The 19,112-nt window shown below is 32.5% G+C and carries 17 protein-coding genes; 13 read left to right on the top strand and 4 right to left on the bottom strand.

Going from position 1 to position 19,112, the window contains the following annotated elements; translation table 11 throughout:
* The first annotated feature begins 34 nt into the window (after window positions 1-34).
* The 13 genes from RM519_RS01060 to RM519_RS01000 all read left to right on the top strand — a co-directional run bounded on the left by RM519_RS01060 (window position 35) and on the right by RM519_RS01000 (window position 13,624).
* The gene (locus tag RM519_RS01060; RefSeq protein ID WP_311591626.1) at window positions 35-3,832 is read left to right on the top strand and encodes an efflux RND transporter permease subunit; all 3,798 of its coding nucleotides are present in this window, start codon (window positions 35-37) and stop codon (window positions 3,830-3,832) included.
* Window positions 3,819-5,072 carry a TolC family protein gene (locus RM519_RS01055; RefSeq protein WP_311591625.1) on the top strand — a complete coding sequence of 418 codons (1,254 nt, stop codon included), beginning with the start codon at window positions 3,819-3,821 and terminating at the stop codon, window positions 5,070-5,072. Before RM519_RS01060 ends, RM519_RS01055 begins: the two co-directional genes overlap by 14 nt.
* Window positions 5,065-5,784 carry a PepSY domain-containing protein gene (locus RM519_RS01050; RefSeq protein ID WP_311591623.1) on the top strand — a complete coding sequence of 240 codons (720 nt, stop codon included), beginning with the start codon at window positions 5,065-5,067 and terminating at the stop codon, window positions 5,782-5,784. Before RM519_RS01055 ends, RM519_RS01050 begins: the two co-directional genes overlap by 8 nt.
* Window positions 5,781-7,496, top strand: coding sequence for an efflux RND transporter periplasmic adaptor subunit (locus tag RM519_RS01045; protein ID WP_311591622.1), 1,716 nt, complete (start codon window positions 5,781-5,783; stop codon window positions 7,494-7,496). Before RM519_RS01050 ends, RM519_RS01045 begins: the two co-directional genes overlap by 4 nt.
* Window positions 7,497-7,525: 29 nt before the next feature.
* Window positions 7,526-7,921, top strand: coding sequence for a heavy-metal-associated domain-containing protein (locus RM519_RS01040; protein ID WP_311591621.1), 396 nt, complete (start codon window positions 7,526-7,528; stop codon window positions 7,919-7,921).
* Window positions 7,922-8,084: 163 nt separating this feature from the next.
* Window positions 8,085-8,354 (top strand): hypothetical protein, encoded by a 270-nt coding sequence (locus RM519_RS01035; protein ID WP_311591620.1) that lies wholly within the window; start codon window positions 8,085-8,087, stop codon window positions 8,352-8,354.
* Window positions 8,355-8,410: 56 nt separating this feature from the next.
* Window positions 8,411-9,214, top strand: coding sequence for a Cof-type HAD-IIB family hydrolase (locus RM519_RS01030; protein ID WP_311591619.1), 804 nt, complete (start codon window positions 8,411-8,413; stop codon window positions 9,212-9,214).
* 1 nt (window position 9,215) lies between these two features.
* Window positions 9,216-9,374, top strand: coding sequence for a hypothetical protein (locus tag RM519_RS01025; RefSeq protein ID WP_311591617.1), 159 nt, complete (start codon window positions 9,216-9,218; stop codon window positions 9,372-9,374).
* Window positions 9,374-10,252 (top strand): 23S rRNA (adenine(1618)-N(6))-methyltransferase RlmF, encoded by an 879-nt coding sequence (gene rlmF / locus RM519_RS01020; protein ID WP_311591616.1) that lies wholly within the window; start codon window positions 9,374-9,376, stop codon window positions 10,250-10,252. Before RM519_RS01025 ends, rlmF begins: the two co-directional genes overlap by 1 nt.
* Before the next feature lie 8 nt (window positions 10,253-10,260).
* Window positions 10,261-11,031: a 3-keto-disaccharide hydrolase gene (locus tag RM519_RS01015; RefSeq protein ID WP_311591615.1), complete on the top strand. Its 771-nt coding sequence runs from the start codon at window positions 10,261-10,263 to the stop codon at window positions 11,029-11,031.
* Between the two features lie 106 nt (window positions 11,032-11,137).
* Window positions 11,138-11,542, top strand: coding sequence for a DUF1573 domain-containing protein (locus RM519_RS01010; RefSeq protein ID WP_311591613.1), 405 nt, complete (start codon window positions 11,138-11,140; stop codon window positions 11,540-11,542).
* Window positions 11,543-11,625: 83 nt separating this feature from the next.
* A complete protein-coding gene (locus RM519_RS01005; protein WP_311591612.1) occupies window positions 11,626-12,663 on the top strand; it encodes a response regulator transcription factor in 1,038 nt (345 codons plus the stop codon).
* A 220-nt stretch (window positions 12,664-12,883) separates the two neighbouring features.
* Entirely contained in the window at window positions 12,884-13,624 is a 741-nt protein-coding gene (locus RM519_RS01000; RefSeq protein ID WP_311591611.1) for a hypothetical protein, read from the top strand.
* Window positions 13,625-13,684: 60 nt separating this feature from the next.
* Here the strand turns inward: RM519_RS01000 and RM519_RS00995 are convergent, their stop codons facing one another.
* From RM519_RS00995 to RM519_RS00980, 4 genes are all read right to left on the bottom strand, one after another.
* Complete coding sequence (locus RM519_RS00995; protein WP_311591610.1) at window positions 13,685-14,062, bottom strand: group III truncated hemoglobin; 378 nt, start codon at window positions 14,060-14,062, stop codon at window positions 13,685-13,687.
* Window positions 14,063-14,065: 3 nt separating this feature from the next.
* Window positions 14,066-14,809 (bottom strand): LytR/AlgR family response regulator transcription factor, encoded by a 744-nt coding sequence (locus RM519_RS00990; RefSeq protein ID WP_311591609.1) that lies wholly within the window; start codon window positions 14,807-14,809, stop codon window positions 14,066-14,068.
* A 3-nt stretch (window positions 14,810-14,812) separates the two neighbouring features.
* On the bottom strand, window positions 14,813-17,704 hold the full coding sequence (locus RM519_RS00985) for a sensor histidine kinase (RefSeq protein WP_311591608.1): 2,892 nt from the start codon (window positions 17,702-17,704) through the stop codon (window positions 14,813-14,815).
* A 244-nt stretch (window positions 17,705-17,948) separates the two neighbouring features.
* Window positions 17,949-19,019 carry a hypothetical protein gene (locus RM519_RS00980; protein WP_311591607.1) on the bottom strand — a complete coding sequence of 357 codons (1,071 nt, stop codon included), beginning with the start codon at window positions 19,017-19,019 and terminating at the stop codon, window positions 17,949-17,951.
* Window positions 19,020-19,112 lie beyond the last annotated feature (93 nt).

The following is a 19,112-nucleotide window of genomic DNA, read 5'->3' as shown; positions in this document are numbered from 1 at the left end:
TTACACCTATTCTAATTGTTTAAAATCAAGATCTATGCTAAATAAAAGCATTAAATTTTTAATAGAAAATAAACTTGTTGCAGTACTATTACTCCTTCTATTTATAGGATGGGGAACTGTAAATGCACCTTTTTCTTGGGAAACCGGTTTCTTACCTAGTAACCCAGTCTCAGTTGATGCGATTCCTGATATTGGGGAAAACCAACAAATTGTATTTACCAAATGGAATGGTCGTTCTCCGCAAGATATTGAAGACCAAATAACCTATCCCTTAACCACTTCCCTATTAGGAATACCCGGTGTAAAAACTGTTCGTAGTTCTTCAATGTTTGGATTTTCAAGTATCTATATCATTTTTGAAGAAGATATCGAGTTTTACTGGAGTCGCAGTAGAATCTTAGAAAAACTAAATTCCCTACCGAGCAATTTATTACCAAATGGCGTGAGTCCAACATTAGGGCCAGATGCCACAGGATTGGGACAAATTTTCTGGTATACACTTGAAGGTCGCGACGAGGAAGGGAATGTAACCGGAGGTTGGGATTTACACGAATTACGAAGTACCCAAGATTACTATGTAAAATATGCGCTTTCATCTGCCAGTGGTGTTTCTGAAGTGGCGTCAATTGGAGGATACGTGCAAGAGTACCAAGTAGATGTGAATCCTGAATTGCTACGTCAATACAATATTGGTCTTGATAAGGTTGTAAAAGCAGTAAAAGAAAGCAATTCAGATATCGGTGCCCAAACTTTAGAAATTAATCAAGCAGAATACCTCGTTCGTGGCTTAGGTTATATCGAATCTATTGAGGATATAGAAAATGCAGTAGTTACCTCAGAAGAATTTACCGCCATCAAAATAAAAGATATTGGAAAGGTTTCATTAGGTCCTGCGGCACGTAGAGGTATTTTAGACAAAGAAGGTGCCGAAGTTGTTGGCGGTGTTATTGTGGCTCGTTATGGTGCAAACCCTATGGAGGTTATCAATAATGTAAAAGAAAAAATTAAAGAATTAAGTGCCGGATTGCCATCTAAGGTATTACCAGATGGTAGAACTTCCCAAGTAACCATTGTTCCTTTTTATGATCGCACAGAATTGATTCAAGAAACTTTGGGAACTCTGAATGAAGCCTTATCGTTAGAAATATTAATTACCATTTTAGTAATTATTGTAATGGTTTTTAATTTACGTGCTTCCGTATTGATTTCAGGCTTACTTCCTGTAGCAGTTTTAATGGTATTTATAGCAATGAAACTATTTCATATAGATGCAAATATTGTTGCCTTATCCGGAATAGCCATTGCCATAGGAACAATGGTTGATGTTGGCGTTATTTTGTCAGAAAATATAATTAGACATCTTGATGAAAACAATAACGTCATTCCAACAGAGCTAGGAACGGGAGATGAGAAATCTCATAAAAAGATTCTTCACAATGTTCAGAATGACAAATTACCAATAAACCAAATAGTTTACAACGCAACTTCTGAAGTATCTGGAGCTATTTTAACAGCGGTTCTTACTACTGTAATTAGTTTTATCCCGGTCTTTACTATGATTGGTGCAGAAGGGAAACTTTTTAGACCCTTAGCATTTACGAAAACATTCGCCTTAATTGCCTCTTTAGTGGTTGCATTGTTTTTAATTCCGCCTTTTGCAGCTTATTTATTCAATAAAAAATCTATCAAAAAAACAGGAGCCCTTATGGTTCACGGTGCATTAGTTCTTACTGGAATCATTGCTTTAGTTTACGGACATTGGATTGGAATCGCCCTAATTTCTTTTGGAATTTCTGCAATATTAAAAAGAATCGATATTCTCACAGAGAAACACGCAAACCTAAGCAATATTGCCATTTCTGCGATTACCATTGTCATTTTATTGGCAAGTTATTGGCGTCCTTTAGGCGTAGATAAATCCATCTTTTGGAACTTACTTTTTGTTGGTTTGATTTCCTTTGGTCTATTAGGTGTTTTCACCCTATTTAGAAGACAATATACACGAATTTTAAATTGGGCTTTGGCTAATAAAATCCTTTTTCTATCGATTCCAACAACTATCGTTGTTTGCGGGTTCCTAATTATGAAAAATACTGGGAAAGAATTTATGCCATCATTAAACGAAGGATCTTTCTTATTGATGCCAACCTCTATGCCACATTCTGGTATTGAAGAAAACAAGCGTGTATTACAACAATTGGATATGGCTGTGGCCAGTATTCCTGAAATTAAAACCGTTGTTGGTAAGGCCGGTAGAACAGAATCTGCCTTAGACCCTGCCCCACTTTCTATGTATGAGAATGTGATTCTGTACAAACCCGAATATATGTTGAATGAAGATGGCCAACGTCAACGCTACAAAGTGAATGATGACGGAACATTTTTGTTGAAAAACGGACAGTCATTGCGAGTTGAACAACGTGAAACGTGGCAATCTCTTAATTTAAATCAGCAACTTATTCCTGATTCCAATGGAGAATTCTTCCGTAATTGGCGACCAGAAATAAAAACACCTGATGATATTTGGAATGAAATCGTAAGAGTTACCAAATTACCTGGAGTTACTTCTGCACCCAAACTGCAACCCATAGAAACTAGATTGGTTATGCTGCAAACTGGTATGCGAGCACCTATGGGAATTAAAGTTAAAGGACAAGATTTAAAACAAATTGAGGCCTTTGGTATTGAACTTGAAAGCATTTTAAAACAAGTTGAAGGTGTAAAAGTAGAAGCCGTTTTTGCTGATAGAATTGTTGGAAAACCCTATTTACTTATAGATATTGATCGTGAAAAAATTGCACGCTATGGAATCTCTATAGAAACAGTCCAAAATACATTGAAAGTGGCTGTAGGTGGAATGCAAATTACCCAAACCGTTGAAGGCAGAGAACGCTATGGTGTTCGAGTACGTTACCCAAGAGAGTTGCGATCTGACCCTACCGATTTAAGCACGATTTATATTCCATCAGAAAAAGGTAGTCCTGTACCATTAGGAGAATTGGCAACCATTAAATATGAACAAGGACCACAAGTAATTAAGAGCGAAGACACCTTCTTAGTCGGTTATGTATTGTTTGATAAACTGAAAGGTTTTGCAGAAGTGAATGTGGTTGAAAATGCACAAAAAATCATTCAGAATAAAATTGACACCGGAGCATTGACTGTTCCAAAAGGAATTAATTATCAATTTACAGGAACCTATGAAAATCAGATAAGGGCAGAGAAAACATTATCTATTGTAGTACCGTTGGCACTATTAATCATCTTTTTGATTTTATATTTCCAATTCCGATCTGTATCCACTTCGTTAATGGTTTTCACGGGAATAGCAGTAGCCTTTGCTGGGGGGTTTATCATGATTTGGTTGTACGGGCAAGATTGGTTTTTAAATTTCGATGTTTTTGGGAAGAACCTTCGAGAATTGTTTCAAATGCACACCATAAACTTGAGTGTTGCTGTTTGGGTCGGTTTTATTGCCCTGTTTGGTATAGCAACTGATGATGGTGTTGTTATGGCAACTTATCTAACACAGACGTTTGATCGCAACAAGCCTACCAATAAACAAGCCGTTAGAGCATCTATTGTAGAGGCTGGCGAGAAACGTATTAGACCCTGTTTAATGACCACAGCAACAACAATACTTGCATTACTACCTGTATTAACATCAACAGGAAGAGGAAGTGACATCATGATTCCAATGGCCATTCCTAGTTTTGGAGGAATGTTAATTGCATTGATAACATTATTTGTAGTACCTGTTTTATTCAGTTGGAAGAAAGAGTTGAAAATGAAAAATGAAAAACTAAAAGTGAAAAGTTATGAAGATAAATAATCCTTACATCCAGAAGAACTTCATCCTAATTCTTTGTACTTTGTTCTTTACTCTTTCGGTGAAAAGTCAGGAATTGCAGCGTTTAATTGAGGAGGCATTGGCAAATAATCCTGAAATTCAACAATTTGAAATGCAGTTTACTATTGCTACGGAAAAAGTAAATGAAGTAAATACTATTCCAAACACCGAGTTTTCTACAGGTTATTTTGTGAGTGAACCAGAAACAAGAACTGGTGCTCAAAAAGCAAAATTTTCTGTAAAACAAATGCTACCATGGTTCGGAGGAATTTCAGCACGAGAAAATTATGCTACGGCTTTGTCCGACGCTAAATATGAAGATGTCGTAATTGCAAAACGAAAGTTAATTGCATCAGTATCTCAATCGTATTACAACTTAATTACGATAAAAGACAAACAAGACATATTGGTAATAAACATAGACCTATTAGATACTTATGAGGCTTTAGCCTTGACTTCAGTTGAAGTGGGAACAGCCTCTGCAGTTGATGTATTAAAATTACAAATGCGTCAAAATGAAATGGAGCAACTGCAACAAATTCTTGAACAAAACTACAATGCGGAACAATCGTTGCTTAATAACTTGTTGAACAGAACTACTTCTACCAATATCGTATTAACTCAAGAATTAGAGATTCCATTTCAAGATGAAATTACAAATTCAGAAGATTTAGTGGTTCATCCAGAATTAACCAAATATGATAAGATTTATCATTCGGTAGAACAATCAGAATTATTGAATCAGAAAGATGCGGCTCCTATGATTGGTTTTGGATTGGACTATGTAATTGTTCAAGAAAGACCAGACATGAATTTTAACGATAATGGGAAGGATATTTTTATGCCAATGGTTTCATTGTCCATTCCAGTTTTTAACAAAAAATACAACTCAAAAACAAAACAAAATAAATTAAAACAGGAAGAAATTTCTTTTCAAAAGCAAGACCGTAAAAACAAATTAAAAACAGCACTAGATAAAGCAATTTCTGAACGAAACTCGGCTAAAATTAGTTTTAACACTCAAACAAAAAATTTAGTACAGGCTAACAATGCTGAAGATATTCTAATGAAAGGATATGAATCTGGAATGCTAGATTTTACACAGGTATTAGATATTCAAGAGTTGCAATTAAAGTTTCAAATGAATCAAATTGAGGCAACCAAGAACTATTTTATTCAAAGTAGTATTATTAATTATTTAAGCCACCATAGAAATGATTAAAAGACAAAACGCTTTAAGGATACGTAAAATCCATCGCTATTTAGGGTTATTTATTGGTATTCAATTTTTAATGTGGACTATAAGTGGTCTATATTTTAGTTGGACAGATTTGGACAATATCCATGGAGACCAATTCAAAAACATGAATTATGAAAAAACTCAATTTGATAATTTGATAAGTCCAAGTACGCTAGATTTTAAAGAAGATATATATAGTATTGACTTACGAGATATTAGTAAACAGCCCTATTATTGGGTAAACAACTCCCAACTATTTAACGCACAAACGGGGAACCCCTTGAATGAAATATCAAAAGAAAATGCGTTAGATATTGCAGCCAAAAGAATGAATAGCGGTTTAGAAGTAAGTGGTATCGAAAAAATTTCATCAACAGGGAAACACCATGAATACAGAGAGAAATTATTACCTGCTTATGTAATTTCATACACCGATAACAACGAAGTAAAATCTTATGTATCAATAACTGATGGCAAATTTCAAACTGTTCGTCACAGAGATTGGCGCTGGTTTGATTTTTTATGGATGACTCATACTATGGATTACGAAGGTCGAGATGATTTCAACAATCTTATTTTGAGAATATTTTCGCTATTAGGTTTGTTAACTGTTTGTAGTGGCTTTTTACTTTGGTACACCTCTTCCCTCACAGTTAGAAAAATTTCAAAAAATATTAAAACATCAAAAAAATGAAAAAATACAGCATTTATATTGGCATTTTAGCCATTGGACTATTTATAGGCTGGTTGCTGTTTGGAGGTTCCTCTACAACAGAACCTACACATAATCATAACAAATCAGCACAAGAAAACAAACAATGGACCTGTTCTATGCATCCTCAAATTCTACAACCAGAAGTAGGCGATTGCCCAATTTGTGGCATGGATTTGATTCCTGCAGAAGCCGGAGCAGATGGTCTGGCTGCAGATCAGTTTAAATTAACCAATAATGCCATGGCCCTTGCCAATATTCAAACTACCATTATTGAAGGAGGTAATAGCACTACAAATGCTTTGAAGTTATCTGGAAAAATTGTTGAAAATGCCGATGCTACAGCAACACAGCCTTCGCATTACACAGGTCGTATTGAGAAACTATATGTAAACTCGGTTGGAGAAACTGTAAAATTATATCAGCCTATTGCTTTAGTCTATTCTGCCGATTTAGTTACTGCACAACAAGAGTTACTAACAGCTCATAAACTTAAAGAAACACAACCAAAATTATATGAGGCTGTTCGAAATAAATTTAAAAACTGGAATATTTCAAATTCAGAATTGGATGAAATAGTACGCTCAGGGAAAATTAAAACACGGTTTACACTTCATTCTCATATTGCTGGGACAGTCTCTGAAATTAATCTTAATGTGGGGTCACATATTATGAAAGGACAAGCAATTTTTAAAGTTTCAAATCTAAAAAGCGTTTGGGCAAATTTTGATGTATATGAAAACCAGATTGATCTATTTAAAGTAGGTCAATCTATTTCGGTAACAACAAAAGCCTACCCTAATGAAGAGTTTGAGGCACAAATTAGTTTTATAGACCCTATATTGAATAGTAGTAAAAGAACGGTAAACATAAGAGTGGTCCTAAAAAATAAAGACGGACTTTTTAAGCCAGGAATGTTTGTTGAAGGTCTTGTTGCCAATGAAAATCCTGTAGAAAACACTACCGTACAAATTCCTTCGTCGGCAATTATGTGGACTGGAAAGCGATCTATCGTTTATATAAAGCCAAATTCAAAGGAGCCCGTTTTTGAAATGCGAGAAATTACACTTGGTAATAAATTTGGAGATCTTTACGAAGTAACAAGTGGAGTAAAGCCCGGTGAAGAAATCGTAACTAATGGCACATTTACCATAGATGCTGCGGCGCAATTGAATGGTAAAAAATCTATGATGAACAATTCAAACAGCACAGAAAGTACAGAAGAAACTATTGAACGAATAGAAGTTTCAACAAAATTTCAAGGACAGTTAAAAACGGTGTTTGATAATTACATTGTACTAAAAGATGCTTTGGTACAAGATGATGCGTCAACAGCAAACTCTAATGCTTCTATCTTACTAGAAAGTCTTAAAAAGGTAAACATGAAATTGTTACCCAATTCAAAGTCTCACAAACTATGGATGCCATTAGAAAAAGAAATGAAGGCAATGGGGCAAACAATTGCTTCAACAACTGACATTGAAAAACAGCGCGTACATTTTATGTTATTATCCGATGCTATTACAAAAGCAGTACAAACCTTTGGTATTAATCAATTGGTTTATCAACAATTTTGCCCTATGGCAAATGATGATAATGGTGCCCATTGGTTAAGTTTAGAATCAGAAATATTAAACCCATATTTCGGAGATATGATGCTAAACTGTGGAAGTGTAAAACAAGAAATAGAATAATAAACAATAATTAATTTAAATTTAAAATGATGAAAAAAATAATTTTAAGTATTGCAGTAATTGCAACAATGGGATTGTCTAATGCGGCAATTGCAAACAATGGATCAACTACAATTGAAACTGTAAAATTTAGCGACACAGACATCAGTTTTGGTGTACGCGGTAATTGTGGAATGTGTAAAAAGACCATTGAAAAGGCCGCTTTAGGTGTCGAAGGTGTTTCAAGTGCAAAATGGGATAGAGAAAAAAAGAAAATTAATGTTTCTTTTGATTCTTCCAAAACAGATGAATTAACGATTCATAAAGCAATTGCTGCTTCTGGATATGACACTGAAAAAGTAAATGCACCAGAAGAAGCATATAATTCTTTACCTGGATGCTGCTTATATGACAAAGATATGGTAATGAATCAAACAGGAAACTAGTTTTATTCTAAATAATTTAAAACGCTCTCATTAATTTGGGGGCGTTTTTTGTTTGACTGCATTTAAAGTACGTCTCAACCTAATAAAAAGTTATTTCACTTTAATTGTATGAAAATGAGTGTTTTTACGAACTAATTTTATGTCATTAATAAAACAAATAATCATGACAACAGAACAAAATTCAACTAACACTAATAGATTTTTTAAAAAATTAGATTTTAAAAGAAAATTAAGAACCATCTGGAACAAGGGAAACTTTATTAATTCTCATATAACAAGTGTGGGAGAATCTGAAATTATTAATTTCTATAAACTAAATGATTCTCATGTGGAAATTGTGTATTCAGGAATTGGAACGAAAATAAAGAAAGTTAACTTTTATGAAAAAGGAAAAAGTATGGAAACATTTTTCCCTGTAATTTCGACTTCTTAAGTCTAATTTTTCCATTCTATACTTACAAACTTAATTAAGATGATTAATTTTGTAATATGGATATTCAATTAATCTGCTCCGATATAGACGGTACGCTTTTAAATAAAGATAGAGAACTGTCTAAAGTTACAATTGAACAGGTTAAACGCCTTTCTAGTATACCCTTTATATTGATTTCTTCACGGATGCCAAGAGCAATGACGCATTTGCAAATAGAGTTTGGAAATGAGCATTTACCACTTATTGCCTACAACGGAGGTTTACTTATTGATAATGGGAAAATTATTGATAGTACTGAAATTAATGTAGACATTATTAAAGATTTAAATCGATTTATAGACGGTACTTCCTTACACTTAAGTTTGTATCATAACGACGAATGGTATGTTCCAGAAATGGATTTTTGGGCCAACCGAGAATCGAACAATACCAAAGTAATTCCAATTGTACAAAATATAGATATTACAATTAACAACTGGGAATTATCTAATAAAGGAGCCCATAAAATAATGGTAATGGGCGATGCTTCTTTCTTGGATAATTTGGTTACATATATTACTAAAAACTATTCTGAAGAATTAATTGGATATCGCTCTAAAGACACTTACTTAGAAATAGCGCATAAATCTATTTCTAAAAAAACTGCTATTGAAGTTTTATTAAAAAGTCATTTCCCTGAATTAACAATGGAAAATGTTTTGGCTTTTGGAGATAATTTTAATGATATTGAAATGCTTGATGCCGTAGGTATTGGTGTGGCGGTTGCTAACGGAGTTAAAGAAATTTTGGACATTGCCGATACAACCACTGATACAAACAAAGAAGATGGTGTAGCTAAGTATCTTAAAACTCACTTATAATATGGCGAAATCTGGAAAAGAAAAAAACACAAAAAATAAGGCGAAGCATTCTAGACTTATGGCTCAAAAGAAGAATAAGTTAAAGCGAGAAAAAGCCTTAACTGCTGCACGAAAAAAGGAATTAATTCGCAAAATAAACAAGCAAGAAAAAAACGACTAATGTCAAAAAAAAATAAGAATTCTCTGCATTCAAAAAACCTTCATAATGCTGGTTACGAAATGGAAACGCTATTAGAGGCCTATCCAGAATTAAGCGAGTTCGTTTTTATAAACAAGTTCCAAACAAAAACGATAGATTTTTCAAATCCGAAAGCCGTTAAAGCATTAAACAGTGCACTATTAAAATGCTATTATGGAATCGATTCTTGGACTTTTTCTGATGAAAATTTATGCCCGCCCATTCCAGGGCGCGTAGATTATGTTCATCATTTAAAAGATTTAATAAATGAAAATTCTAATCAACCAACACGTATTCTAGATATTGGCACGGGCGCTACTTGTATTTATCCATTACTTGGAAATTCCGTGTACAAATGGTCTTTTGTTGGTACCGATATAGATAAAGAATCACTTAACAATGCTCAAAAAATTATAGATTCTAATAATCTTTCAAAATCTATTCAATTAAAATTTCAACAAAACAAAGAGAACATTTTTCAAGGAGTTATAGAGCCTGACGAAATATTTGCAGCAAGTATGTGTAATCCTCCTTTTTATGGAAGTCAATATGAAGCTGTTGAAGCCAATGCTAGAAAGTTAAAAGGATTAGGTATAGAAACAACGAAACGTAATTTTGGTGGCAACCAGAACGAATTATGGTATAAAGGTGGTGAAAAAGCTTTTTTACACAACTACCTCTATCAAAGTTCATTAATTAAGGAACAAGTTAAATGGTTCACATCTATAGTATCAAAAAAAGAAAATGTTGCTAGTATGCAAAAGTCTTTAACTAAATTAGGGGCTGAAAAAATTAAAGTGATTCCTATGCATCAGGGTAATAAAGTAACCCGAATTGTTGCGTGGACATTTATAAAATAAGAACGGGCATGAAAAAATCTATTTTGCTAATTACAATTTACGCTATGCTACTATCGTGCAGTGCAGAAAAAGAAAACGAATGGAAGATCTTATTCAATGGTGAAAATTTAAATGGTTGGGTAGAAAAAATGCAACATCATGAATTGGGTGAAAATTACCGTGACACCTATCGTGTTGTTGATGGAAAAATTCAGATTAATTATGATGGCTATGATAAGTTTGAAAATCGGTATTCACACCTATTTTATAAAGAATCGTTTTCTTCCTTCCATTTAAAATTTGAATATAAATTTACAGATCAATGGTTAGATGATGCTCCAGGGTACACTTATAGAAATAGTGGTGTAATGTTTCACTCTCAGGCCCCAGAAACAATTTTAAAGGAGCAAGACTGGCCAATTTCTGTGGAATATCAAATGCTGGCTGAAGCAGAAAAAGGAAAATCAAGACCAACTGGCAATATGTGCTCACCTGGGACTGAAGTAATTTTTGAAGGACAAATGGATCCAAGACATTGTATTAGTTCCTCCTCTCCTACTATCAAATGGAATGAATGGGTACAGTCTGATTTAATTGTTTATGGAGATTCTTTAGTAATTCATAAGGTAAACGGCAAGGAAGTATTACGTTATACAAACCCTCAAATTGGTGGTGGTGTTGCAAACAGGTTCGATTCAATCCAAAAACAAGACGGAAAATTACTAAGCGAGGGATATATCGGCCTACAATCTGAAGGACAGGGAATTGAATTCAAAAACATTAAAATAAAAGAACTTTAAATTTCAATTTCAAACGGGGTCTAGTCCCTTTTTCAACTCCTTAAAAACAGTTTTCTCAAATAGTTTTAATGATGTTTGCTTCATTATTAACACTAAAATTTAAATTATGAGAAAAATTGTAATGATTGCATTATTGCTAGTATCTACTGTAATGGTAGCACAAGAAACTGCTAAAACAGGTGTATTTGAATTCGAAAAGGAAACTGTAGATTATGGTGCTATTGCCAAAAATTCTGATGGGAATCGTGTTTTTACATTTAAAAATGTAGGAGAAGCACCAATTGTAATCAGTAAGGTAAAAGTAAGTTGTGGATGCACTGTTGCATCAAAACCTACGGCGCCTGTCTTACCCGGTGAAACAGCCGAAATTTCGGTTGGTTATGATACCAAAAGAATTGGTGGATTTTCTAAATCTATCACCGTAACTTCTAATGCAAGTGAGGTAACCAAAGTTTTAAGAATAAAGGGAAACGTGCTTAAAGAAGAAAGAAATACTATTGCAAAAAACTAGTAACTAATTTATGAGAAGGAGATTTCAACTCCTTCTCTTTTTTTATAAATTAAGTTTTATATTTGTTTCAGCCAGACCCTTCTATGAAATTTAAAATCTTACTTCTTTTCGTTTTATCTATAACAATTCAAAGTTATAGTCAATTCAAGTTTTCTGGAGAAGTAAACGAAGAATTTTATCATTCAAATGTATACCTAAGCATTATAGATAATTACAAACAAGGAGAAATATTCTTAACCGAAAAAATAATTCAAGAAGTACAAGTTGATGCTACTGGTTATTTTGAGTTTAAAGGTGATTTTCTAGCATCAGAAAACAAGTTCTACAAAATATACATAGACAAATGTTCTAGTGATGTAACGGACTACAATCACTTATTAAATCATTGTAGCAATAGTAATTACCGTGTTTTCATTGCAAATAACAAAGACAGCATTCATTTTCCTCTAAATAATTTGAATCAGATGTTTTGTTCATTTAGTTATTCCAGAATACAAAATGTGGCAACCTTTAAAATTGATTCAATTCAAGAAGTGCTATTACTTAATTTACATGAAGCAAAGAGTGATGAACAACGAAAAATAATTTATAAAAATTACAATGTTGAATTACAGCGCTTTAGTCGCAGTTTAAACGAACCTTTGGCCGAATTGTACAGTTATCAATTATACACCAACGAATCGTCTTTCTCTAGGCCCTATTATTTAAAGGACCTAGAAACCTCGGATTATTATGAAAGATTGCTGCTAAAACTTGAAAAATCATATCCAAACACTTCGTATTTGGATCAATATGAGAATGATATAGCCCGAGACAGGTTATTATTTACAAAAGACAAAGTAGACACTAAGTATTTAATTATTGTTATTCTACTAGTTATTTCTGTTAGTATCAATTTTGTTCTTATCAGGAAAAGGAAACCTAAAGGCACCAAAATTAAATATAGAGAAGTACTATCTAGTCAAGAATTGAAAGTTTTTGAATTGATGAAACAAGACCTAACAAACAAAGAAATTGCAGAGCGGCTTTTTGTAAGTATAAGTACGATCAAAAGCCATATTAATAATATCTACTCTAAACTTAAAATTTCATCAAGAAAAGACATTGTAAAATTTAAATAAGGGCAACAATCTTTAAAACAGCGATTTACGTCAGCTTAAGTTTTGTGATTTTGAAAAAATTAAATTATATTTGTACTGCTATTGAAAAATCTCCACTCTAATATTATCATAATATTAGCATTTTTCCAATTTTCATACCCCTAATAATTAACCTCAACAATTAGAAGCCAAGCCTATTTATTGGGTTTATTTATATTGTTACTAACTAAAATTAATTATTATGAAAACAAAAAAAATCAGTTCTGTAGTTCTAATTGCATGTTTAATTTCTCTTTATGGGTTTGCTCAAGAGTCGAATACAGATTATCAAATGGCATCCATTGTATTTATTGATGCAAAAATTGGGCATGAAAAAGATTTTGAAAGCAAAGTAATTGAGCACAATAACAAATTTCACAATGAGGCACCTAATAAGGGTTATTTGGACCAAGTAATTAGTGGAAAAAATGCTGGTACCTATGTTTGGGTAATGGGACCTTGCACGTTTACCGATCTAGAAAATATGAATCCAGGTGACGGACATGAAGAACATTGGGATACAGAAGTAGTACCTCTTATAAAAGGTTATGGAGCCCAAGAGTACTGGAGATTTAATGAGAAACTTTCTTATTATCCTAATCCTGTTGTGAACAGAAAGTTCGCTAATCTTTGGTTAATTGATTTGAAAAGAGGAGACTACTATAGATTCAAAACTTTAATGGGAAAGATTGCGGAGGCATATGAGAAAAAAGGCACCGGAAATATGCGTGTTTATGACAATCAATTCAATGCTGATGATGGGCGTGATGTTGTGATAATTTGGGATATGGAAAATATGGCTGAATTAGATATAATGGATCCTATAAAACCTGCTTATGAAGAAGTTAATGGAGAAGGTTCTTGGGATACTATGCTAGAAGAATGGGAAGAGATAACATTAAAAATAGACAGCCAATTATGGCGTGTCAACATTACTAAGTAACAATAGTAAGATAGTTACTTAGACTTAATAGGGGTGCCGTTTATGATGGCATCCCTATTATTAATTTTTATAAACGGTATTTAACTGAATCGAAGTCGCTACAGACGCTGCTCTCATTTTTGCTAACTCTGCTTTTTCGCCAATAAATAATTCATCGACAGTTCTTTTAAAAAGAACGAGCCAGTCATCAAAATTTTTCTTTTTCAACTTCTGTAATGAATGTAAATGCAAATGTACTTTCATTGGATTACCTTTATAAGCAGCTTTATGAAAAATCAAAGTCTCCCAAAAGTCATACATTTTTGGTAAATGTGACTCCCAATCTACTTTAGCAACATCATTAAAAAGAGTGTTTAATTCTTCACTTTCGTTTTGTAATGCGTTGTAAAAAGTGATTACTAACTTTATGATATCTTCTCTACTTTCTAAATCTTTCATATTCTATAATTTCGATAATTTTTCTAATATTTCTGCACGTTTTCTAACCGAAACCGGAATATTTACACCGTTACTTAAAATTAAATAACCTCCATCTGATTTTATATATTCCCGAATATAACTTTTGTTAATTAAATGACTTTGATGCGTTCTTATAAAACCGCACTCCAATAATAAATCAGTAAAATATTTTAATGTTTTTGTCACAAATATTTTTTGTCCAGAGCTAAAGTAAAACATAGTATTGTTGTTATCTGATTCGCATCTAATAATGTCTTTAATTTCTACAACACTAATTTTATCCAGTGTACTCAATGAAATCCTTTCCGGAATTTCTGTTGGCTGCTCCAACGTTTTTTTCAAAATACTTAACCGCTGTTTGTCAATACTCAATTGACGTTTTGCCTTTTCAATAGCATTGCTTAAATCTTCGTCCGTATACGGTTTTAAAATATAATCTATTGCAGCAAACTTAAATGCCCTTAATGCAAACTCATCACTTGCCGTTACAAAAACAACCTTTGATGATAATTCTGGTACAATCTCAAGTAGGTCGAATCCGGTTCCATCTCCAAGCATAATATCTAAAAATAAAATATCCGGAGTTTCTATTCTTAATAATTTTGCAGCTTCAATTACACTAGATGCAGTTCCAATAATAGAAACTTCAGGATGATTCAACGCTATGTCGCTTTGTAATAATTCTAAAGCGTTAGACATATCATCAACTAAAACGGCTGTCAACATAATTTAATAATCTGTTATTAGTGGAATTCTAAATATTACTTTTGTTCCGACAACATTAGAATTCAAATCTTTTAACTCTACTATTTTTGTAGTGTTCTGTCCTGCTAATGTAGTAATTCTTTCCTTTGACAAGGCTACTGCAACTGATTGGTGAGAAACATTTTTTAATTTCTTTTTAGAACTATAAAAACCAATCCCATTATCAATAACCTCTATCTCTAGTTCTTCACCTATTTGATTAAAATTAACTTCTATTTTACCTTCATCCTCCTTTGTAGAAATTCCATGTTTAACCGCATTTTCTACAAACGGCTGAATAAGCATACTTGGCAATAAAATTTCTTCAGAGGCCTCTTTTAAATTTAAATTAACGTCAAATTGAAAAGGAGTCTCTCGCATTAATTGTTCAATTTTTATGTAATCGTTTAAAGAACTGATTTCTTCTTCAAGAGAGATTAATTCCTTTCGAGAATTCAATAAGGTATTTCGAAGCAATGTTGAAAATGTATTTATGACTTCGTCCATTTTCTTTGTATTTGTTCTACTCATGGCTTTAATTCCGTTTAACACGTTAAAAATAAAATGAGGATTCATTTGTAATTGTAATGCTTTATGCTCTAAAGAAATTAAATAATTTTCTAGTTCTAATTGCTTCTGTTTGGTTTGAACTCGCTTTTTATAATTTATAAAAATTCGCCAAATACTAAATGAAAGAATTAAAAATACACTAATAAGAACTCCTATTTTAAACCACCAAGTTTCAGTAATTCTTTGGGCAATAAAAAATTGAAAATGAATAGGATCACTAGCTCTATTATCCATAGATTTTGACTCCACCATAAACGTGTAGTAGCCAGAACTTATATTCGGAAAACTAATAGAATTATTTTTAGACCATGAACTCCAAGACTCAGAATTCAATTTCCAACGGTACAAAACTTCATTTGGTCGATCTATATCAACCGAACTATATTCAAACGAAATATGATTTTGATTTGGTTTTAAATACAGTACCTTGCTACTGTTTTCCCAATTTTGTAAATTAATTGTATCTACGGATTCATAAACAACATCCACCTTTTTAAAACCTAATGGTAGTTTAAATTTGGATCCATCATTTGAATAGTATTTATTTACCATTAGGCCATTTCTTGTCCCAAAATACAGATTTCCGAATATATCTAAAGTCGAAGTATTTGCCGTCGTTTCCAAACCAATAAATCCCTCATTATACCCATAATGAGTTGTTGTTTTGACTTTGAAATCAACATGAAATTCAATCTTATAGACACCGTTTAGAGTACCTACCCACAAAGAATTATTTAAATCAAAAACTAACTGTTGACTGTTTTTATAATTCAACGGAGTATCTTCTGTAATATTCACAAAATCTAAATCATCAGAAATACTACTTTTCCAAATACCATTACCTCTAGTATTTATAAACAAAATATTGTCGTGGATTAATAAAGATTGAATCTTTACTTCCTTTGGTAATAGTCTACCTAAATGTTTTAACCTCTTACCCTCAATAAAGCCAAAAAAACCCTGCCTAGACACGTACCAAAGTTTATCATTTGCATCAACATTAAAATCAATTATTTGCACATCATACAATCCGTCATTTTTATCATAAAATATATAATTGTAAACTTCTTTTCTTTCAAGGTCATAAGAAAAACTTGAAATCCCTCCAGTTTTAAAAAGCAGCCAAATCTTTCCATTTCTTTCTAATACTTTCTTAATGTTTACAGATGTTAATCCTTCTTCAATTCCAATGGTATCCTTAATTCCTAATGAATCTAATACCAGCAATCCATTCGAGGTACTCGCTAAAATATTTTTTTTAAATCTTGCAAAAGAACTAATCGGTTCTTTAATAGGAATATTGTCTATTCCTTTGTTTGATACCTTAATGATTTCTTTAGGCGTTGATAGCAACATAAATTCTTTATCATACAACAAACTTTGAATCTGTTTCCCTTTAAATAAATACTCAAATTGATGTTCTCTTAATTTGAAGGCTCCATTCCTTTTTGTTCCTATCCAAATATTCTCTTGATGGTCTTTAAATACTGAAAGTACTCCGTTATTTGGAATACCTGCCGATTGGTTATACCTTCGTTTAACTGAAAAATTTGGAAGTTCAATTTGATGTAAACCTTTATTGACAACCGTAATCCATAATTTGTTATTTATTAGATCAATACTGGAAATCCCCTCTCCTTTAAATAAAGTATCAACTAATATATAGTCGCTATTAAATTTAGAAACACCCCCAGAGTTGTCAATGACATACATATATTCTCCTGAAATTTTAATATCAGAGAAATTTCCAGCTATTATAGGTTTAGGAATCTTCGAAATCGAATCTCCTATATAAATATTAGATATTCCATTATTCGTAACAATCCATAATTTATCATCAAATACTTGAATATCACGAATAGACTTATGTAATATGTAATTCTTAATATCGATACCATCATAAATCATAACCCCTTCAGAGGTTACTAAAAAAACGTCCTCTTTATGCGCCTCTATTTTGAAAACTTTTGAAAAAGGAACATTTATAAAATACCTCCCTTCTTTTATGGACAATCCCTTATCTGTCGCAATATGCAGTCTTCCATTTATCCATCGTAAGTCATTAATAAAATTGGATTGTAAGCCGGTCGAACGGTCAAACTTATTGAAATAAATACCATCAAAATAAGCAATCCCTCCTCCTTCTGTACCAAACCACAAATTTCCTAAATTGTCTTGTTCAATAGAATTTACTTGCGATTGAGGTACCCCTTCTTCTAAACTAAAATTTGTTAACTGAAAGTTTTGTGCATTGCTTGCACATGAAACAATTAATAAAAATGAGAAAACTATTCTAAATATATACATAGACTCAGTGGGCACACAAATATAACTTAATGCTTTGTTGTTTTATTTTAAATTCAATTATTTATAGCAATAAAAATGCCATTCCCGTTTCAATTAAATTACTTCCAGACCAAGGCATGTAATTTAATATCAACAGGAACAACAACGCTTAACTTACTACTACTTTCTTTTAAAAGACAGAAAGGAATGTCGATTTATCTTCCACCATAATTTCAGATCCCTTCTGTCATAAACTAACCACTAATTATAGGTTATTATACAATCTTAAGTTCTCTATGGTCGGTATCATATAATCACTTGGATATGCTGGATTCATTACAGGTTCTAAAACACAAACCACCGTAACCTTACCCTTGATTATAAGCGTTTCGTTTCTAACAGTTTCGTATAATCTAAATTTTTCTAAAGGAATACCTAGTACTTCTAAATCTTTTGAAATTTTCTCATTGTCTTTCATCCACGCTTTTAAATCTTCGGTAGAATTGAAATTTGGTATTTCTTCATCACTCTCAAAATCAATTTCATAGTTTAACGGAATATTGAATTTATAACTGTAAATATCTCCTTGGTACCTTTCTGTTTGATTATTCATAACTGATAACCAATCAACTTCTGCGTTAGGGTACGCTTTTTTAAATTGCTTTGCCAAATCAACTCTACCCGGAGAGTTGGCAGTTGGGTAAAATGTATAATAAGGTTTTGCTAAATAATGTGATGTAAACTCACTGCCAAATACACTCACCATTTCTGCCGCAACAACTGTTGGTGAAACTTCTGTACTAAAGGCCTGTTTAAATCCGTCTAAAAGCGGTGTGTTAGCCCCCAAATTCGACGCATGTAATATTAATTTTGATGCAGGTTGTAATACATTGGAGTTTAAAACTGGTAATGCCCCTGAACTAATTATTTTTTGAATTGATTGAGCATTTACACGCTCACCTTTTATGGTTGTTTCTAATGGCAATTCAGTCCATTTATTATTACTTACAATATGAATTTCACTATACGGTTTATCGTTATAGTTAATATTCAACCATAAAAGCATTTCTTGAAGTGAGTAAGCAGTATCTACAATTTCTACATCTTGACTGGCAAAGTATTCTTTAGCATCGGTATAATACGTTTTACTTCCTGTATCATACCCAGTAATAAATACAACTGATCTGTTTTCAAATGTAACATTATTAGAGCCGTTCTCTACAATTGGGTTTTCGATTGCTTTGTTAATTGCAACGCGGTGTGGTTCTTTTTTTTGAGAGCAAGCCATTAAAATTATGCCTGCCATCAATACGGAAATTTTTACTGAAGTTCTCATATATTATAGGTTTTTGGAATTAATGATACTCCAAAACTACTATGAGACTTCAGTTAAATTTTGACTAAACTAGAATTCGTAGAACCTTATCTA

The sequence above is a fragment of the Urechidicola vernalis genome (assembly GCF_031846385.1).
Taxonomy (GTDB): Bacteria; Bacteroidota; Bacteroidia; order Flavobacteriales; family Flavobacteriaceae; genus Urechidicola; species Urechidicola vernalis.
This window is presented reverse-complemented; position numbering and strand designations above follow the sequence as displayed.